The sequence below is a fragment of the Bacillus cereus group sp. BfR-BA-01309 genome (assembly GCF_022664315.1).
Taxonomy (GTDB): Bacteria; Bacillota; Bacilli; order Bacillales; family Bacillaceae_G; genus Bacillus_A; species Bacillus_A mobilis.
Window position 1 is genome coordinate 51818 of sequence record NZ_JAKUHE010000016.1, and the last position, 19061, is coordinate 70878.

Consider the following 19061-nt stretch of genomic DNA (forward strand, 5'->3'; position numbering starts at 1 on the left):
ATCATTATGAAAGACATCAATCAACATTGGGAGAGTATTTATTATCACTTACGATACGAATATGAAGACAACCTTTCCCATCAAGCTATTCGTATTTTACAAATCGTTTCTCGCGAGAAAGATATAACAATTGGAAAAGTCGCTACTGAGCTTAGTCTCTCTCATAACACAGCATCTGAACACGTAAAGCGCCTTATTCAAAAAGGATTTATTATAAAAGAAAGAAACAAACAAGATGAAAGAGTTGTAAACCTTACATTAACGATAGAAGGTATTGAAGGATTAGAAAAGCATACTTTACTAGATAAAGAAAAGATAAAAATATTAGAATCTCAGTTATCAAAAGAAGAACAACAATTAATTGAAAAAGCCTTTTCGTTATTAGCGCAGGAGGCAAAATATGCATTTCCTCGTTAAAGTAATTGTTTCGGCACTTATTATCGGCGTTATTACTGAAGTCGCTAAACATTACAGTGCGATAGGCGGCTTTATTGCTGCCCTTCCACTCGTTAGTTTACTAAGTCTATTTTGGATTTCTTTTGAAGGCGGAAACAAACAAGAATTAAGTCAATTTGCGATAGGCGTATTATATGGATTTCCTGCATCCGCACTACTATTATTTATCGTCTATATTGGTCTAAAAAACTCTTTTTCACTTAGTACATCTGTCCTGTTCGGTATAGGCGTTTGGTGCACTGTTTTTGCTTGTCAAAAATTATTTCAAGCTTAGTTAGGAGGGTTTATTATTTATAAACTTGTAGAGGTATTGGGGCAAACTATAGAAGTATATATAAAAGGAAGTAGTAAACAAACGGTAGTCATTCAAACTGGAATGACTTGCTCATTTTATGATTGGCTTCCTATTATAGAAAAGCTTTCACAGCACTTTACAGTCGTTTCATACCATCGCCCAGGTTACGGAAAAAGTGAGCTAGGGAATTATTCACGTACTACGTTACAAGTAACAAAAGAACTTCATTTGATGCTACAAAAACTGGCTATTCACGAACCAATCATTCTAATCGGTCATTCCTATGGTGGCTTATGCGCACAACATTTTGCGATGCTACATGAAGATAAGCTGGAGGCACTTATTTTAGTTGATTCTACTTCCATGAACTTACACCGACTAGATGAACTTCATTTACCAATTTCTGATCAGACTGACTCGGATGATATGTGGCTTCAAAAATATAATACGTACTCCAAAATGAATGTAGACATGCTTTATAATGAACTAAAATCTATACTCGTTAATCAATCAAGACAATACATTGAATTTTCTACCTCTCCTCTATTATATAAAGCGACAGCTTCTGAACTATGTGAGTGGAAAAATTGTGCCCACTCAATAAAAGAGCTACATAAAACATTAGAAACACCTTTAATCGTTATCGGTAGAGACCCTCAATATTCTATTACTCAGTTGACTGAAGGCGGCATGCCAAAAGAAGAAGCGACGCAACTTGAATCAATGTGGCAAGAACTGATTCATGAACAATTACAACTCTCAATACATAGCCAATATATACTTGCCGAACATGCTGGTCACGGAATCGAAATTGATCGACCAGATATTATTATTGAGGCTGTTCAATCTCTATAAATAAAAAAAGGAAGCAACTAACGCTGCTTCCTTACTTATCTATTCATAATCTTCTTCATCATCGATTTCTTCGTAATACGAATTCCCATTACTTACATAAATAGGGCCATTCGCAACGTCAATACGTAATACCCATGCCCATGGCACAGCTAAACGCTTATGTATTGCTCGCCAAAAGCTCATTGATTTTCTTTCGTACTCCTGGAACTCCTGAAGTAACTCTTTGTAGGAGGAACCGTCTAACTGAATATTTGCTTCTAGCAAACGAGAATGGGCATAGTACTGCAGCTCAAGTTCAGCAGCAATTTCCATTTCTTCTTCCGTTGCCATACCAATAATTGTTCCATCTGCTGGTGCAATTTCATATACGTTGTGAACTTCAATAAGCCCTTCTTTCTCTTTCTCAAACATGTAAACAGCCTCCTTTAACACATAATTTTTATGTTACAAAGTCATACTTCTACAATAACTTCTCTCTTTCCTCTTTTTTTGATAAACTTTTACAAATTATTTCCCCCGCATTAACGGGCAGTAAGACTCCCACCTCAAAATTCAGCGAAAGCAAAGAAGTTAGATGGGGGATCAACTGCCCGTAAAAGCCCGATTGGTGAAGGCTAATAATCAGTGGGGGATCAACAAAACCCCCACTGATTAAAGCTTCACTTTATCTGATAATCTGTAGACTGTATTCTTTCAGCAGAGCTGAAACAATTATTATCAAAAGTTAATTTATACACATCAGGCATATGAAGGGTTTTCCAAAATTGAAAATTATATTTCAAGTCAAAATAATTCATTAGTAATACCATAATATTCCCATGCGTACCTATCACAATATTCTTACCTTTATATTTTTTTAATATACTTTGCATACATGTTACAACGCGTTTTTGTGCTACATCATTTGATTCTCCGCCTTCGTATGCATAATTCCAATCTCCCCACACTTTCTCCATAGCATCATTAAAATCCTGTACCGGCTCTATACTTAATAATCTTTCACGCAAATCTTCTTCTATTTGTATCGATATATGATATATATTCGCAATTCCTTGCACAGTTTGAATTGCTCTTTTATACGGGCTAGAGATTACAACATCAATATGTTTATCTTTTAACAAGCGTGTTACATTCTCTGCATCACAATGCCCTTTTTCAGATAACGGCCGTTCCCGTTCTTCTTTTGTATATGTAGAGTGGGCATGGCGAACGAAATATATTATCGTCATTTTTCAACTTCCTTTCTTATTTTCAATCTATATTCAATGAAGCAAATAAGACATCCTGTATCATAAAAAGAAAAGGACACTTTCTAAAAAGTGTCCTTGTTTACATAATAAAATTATTTCATTATAATTTCTTTCTAAACTCTTCATCTTTTATAGCATCTTGATCTTCTATATCGTTAAACATAATGACAGCTTCTACCTTATTACCCTTCTTATCTGTAGTATACAAACTTTTTGTCAATACAAATGCGGTAGACCAACCTTTTTGACCAGCGTATTCTAACTTACTATTATTAACGGTTCCTTTGAAGATATTCTCGACTTCTTCTTGCATTGATTTCGTGAAATACTTTCTACTATTTATCTTTTCCATTATACTCATATAACCTTTAGCGTTTGCACTTACTAATCGATCTGACCAAATTCGCTGAAATTCCATATCTACTTTTAATGGGATATCCCGTTTTTTCCATTCTTCTTCATTTTTCATCCATTCATGAATTTGTAATACATGTTTATTATACTCATCCTTTGACATGTTACGTATCATTTCTAACGATTGACTTTCTGGTTCATGAAGCTCTTTTTCTACATACCATCTCATATATAGTGAAGCAGTATACGAAGAGAATTTGTCATGACTCGTAAGTTCTAATTCTTTTATACTTTCATTTACCCTTTCTTTTCCAAGCTTATTTAACAAATATGTTATAAAAGAAAGAGTTACTCTATTTCACATGATGTTATTTGTCCATTTAACGTAACGACTATATTTGAGTCGTCACTTTCTTTAACACCTTTTAGTCGATTGGAGTTAGGAGGACCAATTACAACTGACTCCTTAATTGGCGAAAGGTCCTTTCCTAATTTTTCTGCACTTACACCGTATGCAGCTTGAAATACTTCTGGTGGTGTTAATCTAAGTATGTCTGATCCTTCTGCTGTTTCAAACTGATCGTTATTGAAGAACAAATGTAATTGTACTTCTTCTGTTACCGCTGTGATCCAATGCCACCATCCCATTGGAATAAAGACCGTTTGCCCCGCTTTTACATGATAATTTTGTAATTGATTCGTTTCGGGATTTAAAATGGATGTAACTGCTTCTCCTGATACTACAACATCTAATTCCCACGCATTCGGATGCCAATGCGGTTCTCGCATATGCCCTTTCGTCATAAATAAATCAACAAATGCTCCACCTATCATCGCTGGTAACTGCGTTGACGTAACTTCATATGCAACGTTTTTCTCATCCCTTTTAAAAAAGATATTTTTTCTCGAATCAAAGAAAAGGTTTGGAGTTCCTGAGCTTTTCTTTAAGTTTTTATTATCTGGAACATAACCTGAACTACTCATTTTATCCCTCTTTTCCACTCCGAACATTTCTACATTCACACTGTATCGTATGGAAAAAATGTATGAATGTGCCTAATCATTCACATAACAAAAAAACATGCCTCCATGATGAGAGCATGTTTTGTGATATTCTTCACATTGTTTAGTTAAAAAATAAACTTTTTACTTACCATGATGTAACATTAAATCACTCAGTTCTTCTTCAATGTGATTTAATTTCGCAACGCCTTCTTTCCATTTATGAATATAACGTGAAACCCCAACGAAAAATAAAACGATAATTGTGGAAAGAATAATACCATATACGATTGTTACAGTACTCATAGTTACACTTCCTTATAATTAGTAATGTGGTTATTAGTTATATTTTTATTATAAACCTTTTTCTTTTAAAATACTTCGATTTCAACTTTTTGTAACAAAATTGATTTTTCTAACATTTTGTTCATGAAAATGGCATATTTTTCACAAATTATACAAAACTTCACCATATGTACTATTACCATATGAGTTATATTATTAAATAGAATAAAGGGGATGATATACTATGACGACTTGGTTTATTGTTATGTTAGTTATATTTGGAGCATTTAAAATTATCGTTTCGAGCCTTCCTAACACTGTTATTGAATCCATTATTAGCAAGTACGAAACACATCCACAACTTGAAGAAGAGCATGCGACTGTTACAATCAATGGAAATAACGTAGAAGGCGAACAAAAATCCAAAATCATTCATGATTTTAACGAAGGATTATTTTTAGATCGCTATTATGCACCACCACACAATGAGGGCACACCTTTAATTATCAATGCAAAACGCGGTAAAAAAGATTTTATCTTTTACATTTATAGTCATGAAGAGCATGTTGATGTTGTAAAGCAACATAAAAAGAAGGTCGTTGCTTATAGTTTACGCTCTAAAAACCTTCAAAATAGTGATATGTTCGTGTCAGCTGATTTAGCTTAATACTCATATATAGGAAAAAGGAATCCATGGCATATGGATTCCTTTTTTACTATTCACTGAAAAATAAGCTCTGTCTTCAAACTATCTTTCGGTAACAACCATCCTTTTTGTTCTACACTCTTCATTAATAATTCTCTTTGTTTTGTTGCAATACTTTCCTCACTCGTTTTAAACGACACTTCTATTACAAAATCATCTTCTATTGTCCCTGTATTACTTAGTGGCCAAACTTCAATATTCGTTTTTATATTTTCAAACTCCCCTGTATACCGTTTCATTAATACAGGACCGTAAATACGAGAGTTCTTGAGCATTTCTTCTCCCCAATTCGTATACAGCCATTTGTTCATTTTCCCTGGTAACTTTTCTATTAACATGTTTTGAGCGGCTCGTTCGTTTGGTAAATCAAGTACTCCATATCCTTTAGCGCTGTAACTTTTTTTATTTGAAATACTTAACGTTTTCTTCTCAAATCCCCAATCTACTTCTGCCTCATAACTATCAGTTTTACTATCAAATCCATCGTTTTTAGCTACTTCTAGTGCATCTTGAATTACACCATTTTGAATAGGATATCTTTTTTTATATGTTAGTTCAAAATCTTTACTAAATTCTTTCTTTCGAATTCTCGCAAACCAACCTTCGCTACTAAAATTTTTATTCGCTGTATCTAAAAATTGCACTTTTATTCTTTCATAATTTGTACCAGCCTTGAAATATTCTAGTACCTCTTCGTTCATCTCTTTGTTATAACCTAATACTTGTTCTGGCTTTAATAATAATTTCACTTCAAAACTAGGTTTCATCGGACTGGCGGCAAAGCCTTCCTTAACGTTATAAAGGAAACAACAAAAGAAAATGCTTGCGAATACAAATACCTTTTTCATATACCGATCCCCTTTACATTTTAAATAACTTCTACACATTCCATTGCAAGTGAATACACATTTTCATACCCTGCCGTGCTAAGCTTTTCCTGCAATCGATCCGTATCCTCTTTCAAAGCGTGTACTAACACCGTATGTTCTGGTAATAGTGTATTTAACATTGCCTTAACGTCACTTATACTTTGATGAACTTTATAAGGAACTCGTTTCACCCTACACCCTTTACCTACACGTTCTTTCAAAATTTTTTCTGCAAAACTTCCTTTAGCAATATGCCCAGTAAAGATAATAGAATTTCGTTCTTCATGCCGAAGTTGTTCATAATATAACTGGGCTCGTTTCGTTTGCATATTCGCATTACTCATGACAACTATTCCATAACTATTTTGCGTTCCGATGTCATGATCCATAACGATTATGTTTCTTTTTAAACTCTCCATAAGCCCTTCAAGTTCTTCATTATTTTTGAGCCAATCTTTGTATACGAACATCTCTTCAAAACCATCCAAAATTTCTCGATCTACTATAATGGGCAGTTCTTTATATTTTTCATATAAATACAATACAATATCTTGTGCCCTACCAAGCGGTGGCAATGGTAGTAACGCTATTCCTTTATTTTGAGCAACTCGTTCAATTTCTGCACACAGTTCGTTTACTCGTTCATGTTGCGAAACATCGTCAGTATGATAAGCGGCATCTACGATTGCGACTTTTATCCCCCCGCGTAATTTCTCAGGTAAATTAGCTCGCAATATGTTAGACTCTGCTGAATAATCGCCAGAATAAAATACATATGTATGACTCATATCCACTAAAAACCAAACAGCCCCTAATACATGCCCACTATATCCCCACTGAAACCGTAATGCAGGAGTAATCTGTATCCATTCATTCGGATTACTAATCTCATCAATACAAACATAATTTAAATCTTTAACATTTTGGTCGTTATAAGGTACATTCCATCCTTGCGCTAAATTGTAGTTTCTCCATTTTTCATAATAAGCGGGAAGTTGCTCCATCGTATAACGAGTCGTCCAAATTTTTTTCTTATATCCATACTTTGCTAATAAAGGTAATCCCATCGTATGATCTTCGTGAATATGTGATAAAAATACCGCATCTAAAAATGGTACAACTTCCCTCTCTATTTTTGGATAACTATCCTCATATGACCGATTAATACCACAGTCAAATACTATTTTCGTATCTTTCTTTTTTACGAAGTAGCAGGAACGACCATATTCTCCCGCTCCTCCCCATACTTCTATCCTCATCCTGCTACCCCTTTTCGCTTTTGCTCCATATGTTGCAGAAGTAATAAACATACTGTTGTAAGTCCAACTGAAACGACAGCCATCGCCATTCCAATAGATACTTCTCCTTGTTCAAATTGAGCGAAAATAAATGTTGCTGACGTTTCTACTGATGGAGGTAGTACGAGAAGTGATGCTACTAATTCTCTTATCGAGATTGTAAATGTCATCGCCCATCCAGCAAGAATGCCCGGGATAATAAGGGGTAATATTATCCTTCTAAAAATGTAAATATAATTTCCAGAAAAAATACTTCCAGCCTGTACTAGAGAATCATCAATTTGTCCAAGCGATGCTTTTACATACTGCACCGTATAAGGTAAAAAAAGAACGACGTACGTTACGATAACCATGACTGGTGTATTGTAAATCGACAGGGGCATATAGGGTGAATTCCAGAACAAAATAAGCCCTACAACCATCACGATTCCTGGTACCATATTTGGTAACATACCGCACATATCAAGCCATTTTTCAGAGGACTTTTTCCCCTTTCGAATCATAAGCGCAAAAAAGACTCCAATAGTAGCAGCAATAATTGCTGTTATAAGTGAAAATAGAAAACTGTTCCATAAAGCCTCTAATCCTGGAGATCCACTTGTAAACAATGCTTCATAATGGCTCGTTGTAAAGTTGTTTAACTGTAGACCGCCGCCTCTTAATTTTGACAATGAAGCAATAAGTATAGAAAAATACGGGATTCCAATTGATACAATTAATAAACCAATTACATAACCCCATGCTACAACCCGTGTAAATATAGACAGTGTATACCTTTTAGATTTCACACCTTTTCCACTAACCATTGCATATGAGTACTTTCGATTCAATACATTTTGCATATACCAAATGAGCATACATGCACTAAGTAATAAAGAAGATAATGCTGTTGCACTACTAAAATCAATCGGCCAACTCGAAATAAATTTATGAATCTCTGATGTTAATACATGAAATCCTATTCTTCGTCCAAATGTAGCCGGTGTTCCAAATTCAGCAATCGTCTTTACGAAAATAAGTAACGCACCCATTACATAACTTGATACTAATAACGGCAATATGATCTTTCTTAAACGATAGAAAAATCTTCCACCATGAACCGCTGCAGCTTCTTCTTTACTACTTCCAATTTGAAGTAACGTATTTTTCAACATAAAGTAAAGGAATGGAAATAAATGCAGACTCATTATTAAAACCATACCTCCTAAACTAAAAAACGAAGATGAAATCGTCTTTAGCATCGGAAAGAACTGCTCGAAATAGCCATTCGGCTGCATGAACAAAATCCAGCCCATCGATCCAATATACGGCGGAGTCATAAATGGAATCATAAAAACAATATCCAGCTTACTATACTTTCCAACATCTGTTTTGCTCATAATAAACGCTAATGGAAATGCAAATATGGTCGCTCCTATTACTACGAGTACACCTAAAAGCATCGAGTTTAGAAAAATCCCAGCTAATCCACCACTCTGCATCACTTCAAAAGGCTTTAAAAAATTCCAACTACTATTTTCATATACACTAGAAAATAAAATGAGGAAAAGCGGAATGACGATTAACATCGCCACAAGTAACAACGCTACCGTCATCCCAACTTGTCTTACTGACATGAATTGATTTACCATGTAATCACCATCTTATTGAAATACTTTCTTAAATTGTTTTCCTATTTCATCTTGTTCTTTCTCAACTGTTTTCCAATCAATATTTAGTACCGGAATTTCTTCTACATTCGGTCTATTTTCAGCTTTTATATCTGTTCTACCTGGCAATAAATACGCTTTAGCAACTTGTTTTTGCACATCATCTGATAATAAATAATCAATAAACTCTTTTGCGCCTTCTACATTTTTACTATCCTTCATAATCCCTGCTGCTCGTGGGCTAATAACTGTTCCGCTTTTTGGATAAACAATATCAACCGGTTCACCCTTTGCTTTTGCACTGTACGTCATATAATCAACACCAGCAATGACCATGTCTTTCGCACCTGTTACTACAGGATCTAACGCTTCTTGATTTGCCCCTGCTACTGTAACTTCATTTTTCTTAAGCTGTTCAAATAAATTCCATCCATCTTTTCCATTCTTTTTCACATATCCTGTTACAAAGTCTAATGCTGAACCTGAAAGTGCTGGATCTGGAAGATTCACTTTTCCTTTCCATTCTGCTTTCGTTATATCACTCCAATCTTCAGGCGCTGTCTTCACATTTTTTGTGTTATACACAATTCCTAACGCTGAAGCACTATATCCGAAATAATGTCCTTTATCGTCCGACCATTCAGAACGAAGCTTATCAGCTTGTTTCGCTTCTTTATAAGCTAACGTTTGCCCATCCTTTTTTAATCCTTCCATCGCTGGTAATGATGCAAGTACGACTACATCAACGACTGGATTTTTCTTTTCAGCTTCCATTCTCGCTAAAATTTTACCTGTTGTTCCTTGAAACATTTCTACTTTTATACCTGTTTTCTTTTCAAAGTCCTTTTGAATCTTTTCTGCTAATCCTTTTGGTCCTGCACTATATACAACAATTTTCTTTTCATTCGTAGCTTTACTCTTTGCATCTGCATTGCCTGTCTTTGAACTACACCCTGTTACTACAGCCGAAAATAATAAAGTACATACAAATAAAGACTTAAGCGAACTGAATTTCTTCATACGATTCTCCCCCTATATGATGAATACATTTTTTTGGCACATATAACGATACTGGCTTACCGATGCTTAATTTACTATTGTGATAAGCTGTCCATATTCCGAGTGCCCCCATGTTTACTTTCATTTCATACCGTTCTCCTACATATGTAACGTGCTGAATTTCACCTGTATACATTTCACTCACTTCATTTTTCGTCCAGCTTACATGTTCTGGACGAACCATTTGTTTCCCCTCTACAAGCCAATTTGCTTTACCAACAAATTTTGCAACAAATTCATGAGATGGCTTCACATAAATGTCTTCTGGAGTTCCTTTTTGTAATACTTCTCCTTGTTTCATAACAATAATTTGGTCTGACATTGACATCGCTTCTGTTTGATCGTGCGTGACATACAATGCCGTTAAACCGATTGAATGAACGATATCCATAAGCTCTAATCGCATTTCTTCTCGCAAAATTGCATCGAGTGCACTCAGCGGTTCATCAAACAAAATAAAATGTGGTTTTGTTACAATCGCTCTTGCAAATGCGACGCGTTGCTGCTGTCCACCAGAGAGTTCATGCGGATACCTTTTCTCCATCCCTTGCAGGCGAACTCGCTTTATTGCATCTTCTACTTTTTCCCGTAATTGATTCGTTTGCTTTGTAGCCCTTAAACCAAATGCAACATTTTCAAATACTGTCATATGCGGCCATAAAGCAAAATCTTGAAATACCATACCGATATTACGTTCATGAGGAGATGTTTTGATTTTTTTTGCACCAGAATACATGCACTTATCTCCAAAATATATTTCACCTTTATCTGGCTCTTCAAGTCCTGCAATCATTCTAAGTAAAGTCGTTTTCCCGCATCCCGAAGGCCCTAAAAGTGTAGTGAATTCACCTTGTTTCATGACAATTTGTAACGGTTTTAACGCCTGCGTTTTTCCAAACGTCTTTTCTAATCCATGAATTTTAATATCCATCGTTTCACCTCTCTCCCCTCACTCTTAACCTACTTTCATTCTATCTGGAAGATTTATACTGAATGTTAATGTACTGTAAAGATTAAATTAAAAAACTTCTAATAAACTATTTATTTCTATAGATTTTTTCTATAGTTAAAATAAAAAAGGCGGCAACTCATAATGAATCTCTTAAAATTAGAAATTGTAGTGCTTATTAAGAAATATAAAAAACTTACGATAGTTGCAGAAAAACTTGGTGTTAAACAACCTACTATTACATTCCATATAAAAAGCTTAGAAGAAGAACTCGGTGTGCCTTTATTTGAATTACGTTCTGGAAGATATTTCTTAACAGAGGCTGGTGAGGCATTGCATCATTATGCTTGTAAAATAGATGCACTTATGAAAGAAGCTAGGCGGGTCACACAAGAGTTTAAAGATTTTAATAAAGGTGCTATAACAATTGGCGCTAGTTATGTACCAGCGACTTATCTTTTACCAGAAATTATTCACCAATTTCAATGCGAATTCCCAAATATAAAAATAACAATCATGGTAAAAACAGCTCCTGAAATTCGAACGATGCTACAAAATCATGAAATTGATCTCGGTGTAATTTCTGCGGCACCGTTTGATGAATCACTTTTAAAAGAAACAAAAATAATACCTGATACACTTGTTCTTGCTTTCTCAAAAGAACATCATTTTTCAAAAAAAGAAAATGTATCCTTACAAGATATCGAAAAAGAACGTATACTATTGCATCGTAACCCATCTACAACGCGAGATTTACTTACGCAATGGATGTTAGAGCATAACATTACGTTCCAATCTGAAATTGAATTAGATTCATTAGAAACGATGAAACAAATTTTAAAATATGGGAATGGAGTTGCTTTTATTTCTAAACTTGCTATTGAACAAGAAGTACACCGAAATGAACTATGCTACATACCCATCCCTGGATTTGAATTTCAACGTAACATTTATACGATTCATCATGAGGACAGGTGGAATTCTAAGATTATTTCTTTTTTACTACATAGCATCACTTCTTATGCAGCAAAAAATTAAAAGGCTGTCGTTATACACGACAGCCTTTTTAACTATTACTCTATTTATTTTTCTTTTCTTCAATTTTTGCTTGTGCCTCTTCAGCCTTATCTAATGCTTCTGAAACTTTCTTCTCTTTTTCTTTTACATCATCTATACTGTCTACAGCTTTAATGAGTTTATCGATTCCTTCTTCTTCTACTTTTCTCCGTTTTGCCACTCTTTCATTTACTTTCTTTTCCACATCTTTTGCTTTTTGAAGCATATCCTCTGCATTTGATGTTACAGCTTTTTCAAGTGCATCGTCTTTTTTCTTTTGTAGCACTTCATTTGCAATATCTTTCGTTTCTAAATACTTACCATCTTTTAATGCTGTCGCACCGCGATCCAATAACTGCGCGACTTCTTTATATGCCTTCGCTTCATTTCCTGTTTTCTCTTTTTCCGCTTTTTCCAACCACATAATCGCATCACTATATTTTTCATCTTTCAATGATTGCATACCTGTTTCAATATACGTGTCATAATTACTGCATCCAGCCATTACAACTAACAGAAAAAGCATAACAAAACTTAATTTTTTCATGATGTTTTCTCCTTTTCTTTGTCTGCTCACTATACTGTAACACACATGAAAAAGAGTTTCAAAAACTAAAATACTAATTTAGTCATTTTTATAATGATAAGTCAATTTTTTATTATTTTCTTATTTTTAAACCGACACATCCACTTGTTTTTTTGCCATATGTTGCTTTACCCCAACTAATACAACTAACAATAAACCTCCGCCTAATGTCATCATAACAATGCTAGTAGGCAACATATCTAATAATAATCCATATACAATCATACCGAGTGGTGCGATTGCAGTAGCAATTGTTTCAAGTAGGCCAAACACACGCCCTAAATAGCTCGGATCTGTCGTTTTTTGCATATGTACTTGCATCGGAATATTTACAATCATAATTGCTATACCCGTTAACATCATAAAAGCAATATAGTAAATAAAACTCGCCACTTTTGGAATGGTAACTAACAATGGGAAGACTGTACATAAACTCAAACCCGCAAATAAAAACAGTCCAGTATAAATAGAACGAAACGGATTCTTCACTTCTTTACGCACTGATAAAGCAATCGCACCCATTAGCATCCCGACTGCTAACATTCCCTCTACAGTACCGAGTTGCTTTGAAGATAGATGCAATGTATGAACGATAATATATGGAAGTGCTACGGTTAACCCACATGCAAAAAAGTTTACCCACAGCGCTATTTTCATTAAACCATATATTTCATGCTGTCGTTTTACATATGAAAATCCTTCTTTTATACTCGTCAAGAAACGCTCTTTACTCTCAGCCACTTCTTTTTTGTACAAATCAAATACAATAAATAATTGCAAAATAACGGCTAAAAAGAAAGTAATACTATTTAACAAAAAGAACGACTTAATGGAAAAGAAACCAAATACAACTCCGCCAATAATCGGCCCTAATATATTTGATAAAGAAGCTGCTGTTTGATTTAAAGCACTCGCTTTTTGAATACGCCCTTCATCTACTAAACTCGGAATAGACGAAGTTAATGCAACAGAATAAAAACTGGCACAAATTGATAATAATGCTGCTGAAACATAAATAAAAAGAAGTGATGGTCCAAATATAGTAGCAAGAATAAACATAATAAGCATCGTTAAGCTACTTAATAAATCAGTGCCAATGACAAGCCATTTTCGATTCACACGGTCAGCTACAGCACCCGCAATCGGACCGCAAATCATCCTTGGAAGTGATCCGCAAACGAGCGTAATTGCAAAACCCATTCCTGAACCAGTTGTCTTTAAAACGTATAACCCCATCGCAAATGTATAAATTCCTGCCCCTAATAAAGACGTCATCTTTCCAATCATCATTAAAATAATATTTCTCGTTGCAATCTTCATTCTTGTATCATGTTGTCCTATACTTACATCTCCCATAATGACTCTCTCCCCTTAAAAGTTAAATTGTGTTAAACTTATTATATAATCGACTTTCCAATTTTTACAACAAAAAGTTAAATACAATTTAACTTTTCCAATGATAAAGGAGCAATAATATGGAAACTCTCGGCGAAAAAATTAAAGCGCTACGTAAAGAAAAAAAACTTACACAAACAGAGCTGGCAGGTTCGGAACTTACAAAAAGTATGCTTAGTCAAATTGAAAATGGAAAAGCTACACCTTCCATGAAAACATTACAATATATCGCTGAAAAACTAGGATGTGAAACAAGTTTTTTACTAGAAGAAGATGATGGAGAAATTGCAGAACTCATTACAAAAATGGAGCAACTCATAAAGGAAAATAAATGTGATGAAGTGTATAAGACCCTACTACCTATCGTTCAAAAAGAGCTCCCTTCTACTTTAAATACGGCTCGTATATACAAACAATTCGTAACTGCCGCAGTAATTATAAAAGATTACAACATTGAATCTTACGTAGAAAAAGCTGTTTCTATTTTTGAAAAATATAAGTTATACCGCGACAGTACGGAAACAAAATTAAAATTATCTTTTGCAATATTCACACGTAAAAAATATGCAGAATGTTTACAACTTATATCTAATATTAGAAATGATTATGAAGAGAAACATTTAGAAATGGATCTTATTATACATATTGATTTATGTTTATATGAAGCCATCATATTACTAGCATGTGGCGATTATGAAAAATGTGAAGGAACGATATTAGAGACACTCGCATTTTCAAAGAAACATCAAGTGTATTATAAAACAGATGTATTTTACCGGATTTTATCTTATCAAAAAGCCATTACAGTTGATAAAGAACAATATTTATATTACATAAAAAAATCTGAGCAATTTGCCATTTTTACAGAAGACACTCTATCCATTGCGATGATCGATATTTTAAAAGCTTACTACTACAACACGATTACTAATGAATATACAATCGCATTAAAACATGTAGAACAATTTCGAGAAAAACTAAAAGATCAGCCCATTTTTCAAGACGACGGATTGTATTATCTTGAAAAAGGAAAAGCTTTATACGGATTAAAACGTTACGAAGAAGCTTTACAAGCATTGCAACGTGCTATTATACCAGATTATATGAACCATCCGCTTGATCAATCGTGGCTTACAACAGCAGGTGCATATCGTGCACTTTGTTACGTCAAACTGAATGATAAAAAAAGAGCTCTTGAAGAAGCCACAAAAGCAAATGAAATGATACAATCGTATCCGGATTCTATTTTCTCTGCATTTATTAAAGAAACATTACAAATAATACAAAAACTTTAAGAATGTCTCGAAATGGTATATTATTCCTCTTTTTTAGCAAAGATAATAATGATGGGAGGAATATAAATGAATATTCAACGTGCAAAAGAGCTTTCTGTATCATCAGAACAAGCGAATGTCAGTTTTCAAGGCATGCCTGTTACCATTCAACACGTCGATGAAAACAACGAAACCGCCCGCATATATGAAGTAAAAAATCCAGGACGCGAATTAACTGTTCCAGTTAATAGCTTAGAGGAAATATAAAAAATGCCACTTCATTTTTGAAGTGGCATTTTTCTTATATTATATATTTCATCACTAGTTTTTCTTTATTAATAAACCGTACAACCCTATACAAATTACAATGAGACCTACTATGCCAAAAGCCAGTTTCTCAAATAAATCCCTTGTTTCATGACCCCTAACTTCTACTAAACTTTTGTAATCATGTCCATTTTGATTTGTTTCTACCCTCTCACCATATATTAACAATCGATATTTACTAGATGTATATGGCTCACATGTAAGTAATGTAACTCTATCTTGTCCTTTTGTTACACTCAATTTCTCAACTTGATTTGGATTAATGATTTCACGTCCAATTACTTTATAAACAAGTTGTTTTCCAAGTACATTGACATAGAATATATCGTCATCAGCCAATTGATCTAGGTGCCGAAACATCTTCGCACCATGATAGCCTCGATGCCCTGCCAATACACTATGTGTATCTTTCCCACCAATTGGTAAAGAAGTCCCTTCAATTTGGCCTATTCCTTTACTTAAGTTTTCTTGATTTGCACCTAAGTAAATTGGCAACTCCTCATTTATTTTTGGAATTGAAATCGTACCAAACATCTCGTTTTTATTTATAAAATCTAACTGCTCATTCTCTACTTCAATATCATGAACAAATGGATCATTCATTTTGAAAGTAGTTTTTCCTAGCAAACGATTATATGTTTCCATCTTCCGAAATTTCTCATTGGCACCTTCTGCTTTTAAATTATCTACCATCTTTTCGTAACGAATTACTCTTGTTTTATATACATAATTGTTTATATAATCAGCAAGCAATGGATATAGAAATAGAGATAACCCTGTAAGGAACAATGCTAAACTTATTAAGCCCCTTCTCACACATACACCACACAATACATATTATTTTCGTTTTTTCAAATAAATCATTAGAAGGATGATACAAATAAGAACAATAGGAAGAACAATCATCCAATCTTCTATAATAAAAGATTTTGGAATCATTTCTTTTTCTCCAGCATCATATGGAACTCGGTGCCCTCTCACTAGTAATCTGTGCGTATTTACTCCATAAGGGGTGCATGTAATTAACGTTGCATAATCTTCTCCTTGTACTACTAATAAATCTTTCGTTTCATTTGGTAATACAACTTTTATTTGATCTACCTGATAAGCAAGTATCTTATCTAATGAATGAATATAAAATATATCATTCTTTTCAATTTTGTCTAAACTGGTAAACATAAGTGCCGATGGTAAACCACGATGCCCCGTTAAAACTGTATGCGTACTTTCTCCCCCTATTGGTAATGAAGATTCGTTCAGTTGCCCTACTCCACGGGTTAGCACTTCTTCAGTCGTTCCTTGATAAATAGGAAGGTTCACATCAATTTTCGGAATTTCGACATACCCCATAACATCACCAATATTTAACATATCTACAGTCGAACTTTTATGTTCGTCATTCTTTTCACGAAAAGGATCTGAAAATGTTTGCGTCGTATCTTGGACCTTCTTATTATATTCTTGTGCCTCTGCTTCTTTACGATCAATCTCTTCTTTTTCCAACCTTTTTACCGCTTCATCATACATACTTACTTCAGAATAATGCGTTCTCGTTGCAAACCAATTACTTACAGTTGGATAGAGGAATATACTTAATCCTAGTAAAAAAATACTTCCAAAAATAATATTTCGTTTCATAACAGCCTCTTTCACTACGGATAAAATGTGGAAAAGAGGAAAGCTTATACCTTTCCTCTTTTCCATACTACAATATTATAAACATATGAATTAAGAATTCTTTTCAGGTTTCTTTCTAAAGAAAATAAACATTGCTGTCACCATTAGCATAAGACCAACTACTGTGAAGAGAATTGTACCCATACCACCCGTTGCTGGAATAATCCAACCGCTCTTATTATTCTCAACTTGCAGCTCAATTACTTTATGATCTTTATCAATTTTAATATCAATTGGATCTCTTAATTTTTGATATTGTTCTACTGCGCCGTCTTCATCTTTGTAATTTGGTGCTACTGTTTCAACAATTTGATATTCACCATATGGGATTTCATTCCATGTAATAATACCATTTGCATCCGTGATATCATCCATTTTCTTTTTGTTTACTACTACAACATTTCCCTTTTTATCTCGTAATTCGAATCTCGCACCTTCTAATTTCAGAGACTTATCTTTACCATCAACTTTTTCAATTTTAATATTTCCCATAGTTGGTGTAACCACTACTTCATTAGATGGCTTTCCATCTTTTTCTGATGAAACATCGTCTTTATTTACAAAATCTAGTACTGCTTTATTCGGAATTTCTACTCCAGATTGAACATCACTTTTAATTTTCGCAGTAATTTGTAAATGAAGCTCTTTTCCATTTATTTTTGAAAAATCTTCAATCGTAGCAGTTACTTTTTGGCCTTCTACAACTACTTTTACAATACCATCTTCAACTTTCTTTCTATCAACCATAGCAATTGGTTGACCTTTTATTTCCAAACGATCATCTAAAATATCTGTTACGACATATTTTTTATATGATTTAATATCTTCTGGAAGTAATGTTTTAACATCATACGTATAATCTGTCTCTTTATTAATTCCAGCTACTTCCGAACCGTTATTTATACTTTTAGTAATGGTAGGTTCTTTATAGTTCTTTATATCTTCCAGCTTAACTACTTCACCAGATTCCTTAATAGAGAAAGGTCGCTCCTCTTTACTAGTTAAATAACCTGTTGGAGCCTTATGCTCAATAAAATAATAATAATCTCCATATTCTAGCGAATCAACACGAACTTTACCATCTTCCCCTGTTACTAATGAACTCGGTGTCTTAACTTGTGTACTTGTTCCATCTTTATTCTTTTTAAATAAATGGAACTCTGCATCTTTTAATACTTGACCGGCTTCACCTTTTTTTACGAATTCTACTGAACCACGTTTTGTTTCATTTTTAGGGTAAATATGAACATCGTAATTTAAATCTTTACCGTCTGCACTTGTCATTGGAATATCGACAATAAAAGTAGTCTTATCCAATGCAATATGTTTTGGGCCTTCAATTGCTTTTACTTCATAACGCCCTAGCGGAAGATCTTTAAAAACAGCTTCCCCTTTCGCATCTGTTACCTTTGTAATTGTAGCGTCTTTTACTAGTTTTGCTTCTTCTTTTATAACAGTTCCATCATTTGAAATTTTTTCAAATGACTCAATTCGTTTAATTTCAAAAGTTACACCTTCTAAAGGTTTTGCATCTTCTGGAACAGTTTGTCCTTCTTTTCCATTACCTTCTGTAGTTGTTTTAGAACCTTTACTTTGTTCAAACTTGTGAATCGTTAAAGTACCTGTACTTTTTGATTCAGCACTAACCGTCATATTCATTAATGCCGAAAAAGCTAATACACATATTAATAATAAGCTAAAAATCCTTTTCATTATTCG

General features: G+C 34.0%; 22 protein-coding genes and 1 pseudogene. 7 read left to right on the forward strand and 16 right to left on the reverse strand.

Features of this window, described 5'->3' with window-relative positions; genetic code table 11:
- The first annotated feature begins 6 nt into the window (after nt 1-6).
- The 3 genes from MR115_RS23880 to MR115_RS23890 are packed head-to-tail and all read left to right on the forward strand — an operon-like array spanning nt 7 to nt 1606.
- Nucleotides 7-417, forward strand: a complete 411-nt coding sequence (locus tag MR115_RS23880) for a MarR family winged helix-turn-helix transcriptional regulator (protein WP_242242995.1) — start codon at nt 7-9, stop codon at nt 415-417.
- A complete protein-coding gene (locus MR115_RS23885) occupies nt 401-730 on the forward strand; it encodes a DUF3147 family protein (RefSeq protein ID WP_242242996.1) in 330 nt (109 codons plus the stop codon). Before MR115_RS23880 ends, MR115_RS23885 begins: the two co-directional genes overlap by 17 nt.
- A gap of 36 nt (nt 731-766) precedes the next feature.
- Entirely contained in the window at nt 767-1606 is an 840-nt protein-coding gene (locus MR115_RS23890) for an alpha/beta hydrolase (protein ID WP_242242997.1), read from the forward strand.
- 39 nt (nt 1607-1645) lie between these two features.
- Here the strand turns inward: MR115_RS23890 and MR115_RS23895 are convergent, their stop codons facing one another.
- The 6 genes and pseudogenes from MR115_RS23895 to MR115_RS23920 all read right to left on the reverse strand — a co-directional run bounded on the left by MR115_RS23895 (nt 1646) and on the right by MR115_RS23920 (nt 4700).
- Entirely contained in the window at nt 1646-2017 is a 372-nt protein-coding gene (locus MR115_RS23895) for a hypothetical protein (RefSeq protein WP_000461767.1), read from the reverse strand.
- Between the two features lie 248 nt (nt 2018-2265).
- Complete coding sequence (locus MR115_RS23900; RefSeq protein ID WP_242242998.1) at nt 2266-2835, reverse strand: histidine phosphatase family protein; 570 nt, start codon at nt 2833-2835, stop codon at nt 2266-2268.
- 121 nt (nt 2836-2956) lie between these two features.
- Nucleotides 2957-3544 (reverse strand): annotated as a pseudogene (locus MR115_RS23905) (serine hydrolase); the annotation flags it as partial.
- Nucleotides 3545-3558: 14 nt separating this feature from the next.
- Entirely contained in the window at nt 3559-4194 is a 636-nt protein-coding gene (locus tag MR115_RS23910) for a cupin domain-containing protein (protein WP_061680581.1), read from the reverse strand.
- 162 nt (nt 4195-4356) lie between these two features.
- Entirely contained in the window at nt 4357-4518 is a 162-nt protein-coding gene (locus MR115_RS23915) for a hypothetical protein (RefSeq protein ID WP_000109006.1), read from the reverse strand.
- 65 nt (nt 4519-4583) lie between these two features.
- The gene (locus MR115_RS23920; RefSeq protein WP_080685354.1) at nt 4584-4700 is read right to left on the reverse strand and encodes a multidrug transporter MatE; all 117 of its coding nucleotides are present in this window, start codon (nt 4698-4700) and stop codon (nt 4584-4586) included.
- Nucleotides 4701-4741: 41 nt separating this feature from the next.
- Here MR115_RS23920 and MR115_RS23925 point away from each other — a divergent pair, with 41 nt between their 5' ends.
- Entirely contained in the window at nt 4742-5164 is a 423-nt protein-coding gene (locus MR115_RS23925; RefSeq protein WP_242242999.1) for a YfmQ family protein, read from the forward strand.
- A gap of 53 nt (nt 5165-5217) precedes the next feature.
- Here MR115_RS23925 and MR115_RS23930 read toward each other — a convergent pair whose 3' ends face one another.
- From MR115_RS23930 to MR115_RS23950, 5 genes are read right to left on the reverse strand one after another with little or no spacing between them, the layout of a single operon-like run.
- Nucleotides 5218-6051, reverse strand: a complete 834-nt coding sequence (locus MR115_RS23930) for a hypothetical protein (RefSeq protein ID WP_242243000.1) — start codon at nt 6049-6051, stop codon at nt 5218-5220.
- 20 nt (nt 6052-6071) lie between these two features.
- Entirely contained in the window at nt 6072-7382 is a 1311-nt protein-coding gene (locus MR115_RS23935; RefSeq protein WP_242243001.1) for an MBL fold metallo-hydrolase, read from the reverse strand.
- Entirely contained in the window at nt 7328-9001 is a 1674-nt protein-coding gene (locus MR115_RS23940; protein WP_242243002.1) for an ABC transporter permease, read from the reverse strand. Before MR115_RS23940 ends, MR115_RS23935 begins: the two co-directional genes overlap by 55 nt.
- A 12-nt stretch (nt 9002-9013) precedes the next feature.
- Nucleotides 9014-10039, reverse strand: a complete 1026-nt coding sequence (locus MR115_RS23945; RefSeq protein ID WP_063263657.1) for an ABC transporter substrate-binding protein — start codon at nt 10037-10039, stop codon at nt 9014-9016.
- Nucleotides 10017-11009, reverse strand: a complete 993-nt coding sequence (locus tag MR115_RS23950; RefSeq protein WP_242243003.1) for an ABC transporter ATP-binding protein — start codon at nt 11007-11009, stop codon at nt 10017-10019. The genes MR115_RS23945 and MR115_RS23950 overlap by 23 nt, the downstream gene beginning before the upstream one ends.
- 162 nt (nt 11010-11171) lie before the next feature.
- Between MR115_RS23950 and MR115_RS23955 the strand changes: the two genes are divergently transcribed.
- On the forward strand, nt 11172-12065 hold the full coding sequence (locus tag MR115_RS23955; RefSeq protein WP_242243004.1) for a LysR family transcriptional regulator: 894 nt from the start codon (nt 11172-11174) through the stop codon (nt 12063-12065).
- A 40-nt stretch (nt 12066-12105) separates the two neighbouring features.
- Here the strand turns inward: MR115_RS23955 and MR115_RS23960 are convergent, their stop codons facing one another.
- Together MR115_RS23960 and MR115_RS23965 are read right to left on the reverse strand one after the other, a co-directional pair.
- Nucleotides 12106-12630 carry a COG3014 family protein gene (locus MR115_RS23960; RefSeq protein ID WP_242243005.1) on the reverse strand — a complete coding sequence of 175 codons (525 nt, stop codon included), beginning with the start codon at nt 12628-12630 and terminating at the stop codon, nt 12106-12108.
- A 126-nt stretch (nt 12631-12756) separates the two neighbouring features.
- Nucleotides 12757-14025 carry an MFS transporter gene (locus MR115_RS23965; protein ID WP_063263661.1) on the reverse strand — a complete coding sequence of 423 codons (1269 nt, stop codon included), beginning with the start codon at nt 14023-14025 and terminating at the stop codon, nt 12757-12759.
- Between the two features lie 119 nt (nt 14026-14144).
- Between MR115_RS23965 and MR115_RS23970 the strand changes: the two genes are divergently transcribed.
- Nucleotides 14145-15359 (forward strand): helix-turn-helix domain-containing protein, encoded by a 1215-nt coding sequence (locus tag MR115_RS23970; protein WP_242243006.1) that lies wholly within the window; start codon nt 14145-14147, stop codon nt 15357-15359.
- A 66-nt stretch (nt 15360-15425) separates the two neighbouring features.
- Nucleotides 15426-15605 (forward strand): H-type small acid-soluble spore protein, encoded by a 180-nt coding sequence (locus tag MR115_RS23975; RefSeq protein ID WP_016088502.1) that lies wholly within the window; start codon nt 15426-15428, stop codon nt 15603-15605.
- Nucleotides 15606-15659: 54 nt separating this feature from the next.
- Here the strand turns inward: MR115_RS23975 and MR115_RS23980 are convergent, their stop codons facing one another.
- The 3 genes from MR115_RS23980 to MR115_RS23990 all read right to left on the reverse strand — a co-directional run bounded on the left by MR115_RS23980 (nt 15660) and on the right by MR115_RS23990 (nt 19055).
- Nucleotides 15660-16481 carry a class C sortase gene (locus MR115_RS23980; protein ID WP_242243007.1) on the reverse strand — a complete coding sequence of 274 codons (822 nt, stop codon included), beginning with the start codon at nt 16479-16481 and terminating at the stop codon, nt 15660-15662.
- A gap of 21 nt (nt 16482-16502) precedes the next feature.
- A complete protein-coding gene (locus MR115_RS23985) occupies nt 16503-17303 on the reverse strand; it encodes a class C sortase (RefSeq protein ID WP_242243008.1) in 801 nt (266 codons plus the stop codon).
- A gap of 90 nt (nt 17304-17393) precedes the next feature.
- Nucleotides 17394-19055, reverse strand: coding sequence for a SpaH/EbpB family LPXTG-anchored major pilin (locus MR115_RS23990; RefSeq protein WP_242243009.1), 1662 nt, complete (start codon nt 19053-19055; stop codon nt 17394-17396).
- Nucleotides 19056-19061: the final 6 nt, after the last annotated feature.

Coding starts and splice junctions, on each gene's coding strand:
- MR115_RS23955 (WP_242243004.1), top strand. CDS start 11,172: ATGAATCTCTTAAAATTAGAAATTGTAGTGCTTATTAAGAAATATAAA.
- MR115_RS23950 (WP_242243003.1), bottom strand. CDS start 11,009: ATGGATATTAAAATTCATGGATTAGAAAAGACGTTTGGAAAAACGCAG.
- MR115_RS23990 (WP_242243009.1), bottom strand. CDS start 19,055: ATGAAAAGGATTTTTAGCTTATTATTAATATGTGTATTAGCTTTTTCG.
- MR115_RS23910 (WP_061680581.1), bottom strand. CDS start 4,194: ATGAGTAGTTCAGGTTATGTTCCAGATAATAAAAACTTAAAGAAAAGC.
- MR115_RS23885 (WP_242242996.1), top strand. CDS start 401: ATGCATTTCCTCGTTAAAGTAATTGTTTCGGCACTTATTATCGGCGTT.
- MR115_RS23965 (WP_063263661.1), bottom strand. CDS start 14,025: ATGGGAGATGTAAGTATAGGACAACATGATACAAGAATGAAGATTGCA.
- MR115_RS23945 (WP_063263657.1), bottom strand. CDS start 10,039: ATGAAGAAATTCAGTTCGCTTAAGTCTTTATTTGTATGTACTTTATTA.
- MR115_RS23880 (WP_242242995.1), top strand. CDS start 7: ATGAAAGACATCAATCAACATTGGGAGAGTATTTATTATCACTTACGA.
- MR115_RS23975 (WP_016088502.1), top strand. CDS start 15,426: ATGAATATTCAACGTGCAAAAGAGCTTTCTGTATCATCAGAACAAGCG.
- MR115_RS23900 (WP_242242998.1), bottom strand. CDS start 2,835: ATGACGATAATATATTTCGTTCGCCATGCCCACTCTACATATACAAAA.
- MR115_RS23930 (WP_242243000.1), bottom strand. CDS start 6,051: ATGAAAAAGGTATTTGTATTCGCAAGCATTTTCTTTTGTTGTTTCCTT.
- MR115_RS23985 (WP_242243008.1), bottom strand. CDS start 17,303: ATGAAACGAAATATTATTTTTGGAAGTATTTTTTTACTAGGATTAAGT.
- MR115_RS23920 (WP_080685354.1), bottom strand. CDS start 4,700: ATGGTAATAGTACATATGGTGAAGTTTTGTATAATTTGTGAAAAATAT.
- MR115_RS23970 (WP_242243006.1), top strand. CDS start 14,145: ATGGAAACTCTCGGCGAAAAAATTAAAGCGCTACGTAAAGAAAAAAAA.
- MR115_RS23925 (WP_242242999.1), top strand. CDS start 4,742: ATGACGACTTGGTTTATTGTTATGTTAGTTATATTTGGAGCATTTAAA.
- MR115_RS23935 (WP_242243001.1), bottom strand. CDS start 7,382: ATGTTTATTACTTCTGCAACATATGGAGCAAAAGCGAAAAGGGGTAGC.
- MR115_RS23895 (WP_000461767.1), bottom strand. CDS start 2,017: ATGTTTGAGAAAGAGAAAGAAGGGCTTATTGAAGTTCACAACGTATAT.
- MR115_RS23960 (WP_242243005.1), bottom strand. CDS start 12,630: ATGAAAAAATTAAGTTTTGTTATGCTTTTTCTGTTAGTTGTAATGGCT.
- MR115_RS23940 (WP_242243002.1), bottom strand. CDS start 9,001: ATGGTAAATCAATTCATGTCAGTAAGACAAGTTGGGATGACGGTAGCG.
- MR115_RS23915 (WP_000109006.1), bottom strand. CDS start 4,518: ATGAGTACTGTAACAATCGTATATGGTATTATTCTTTCCACAATTATC.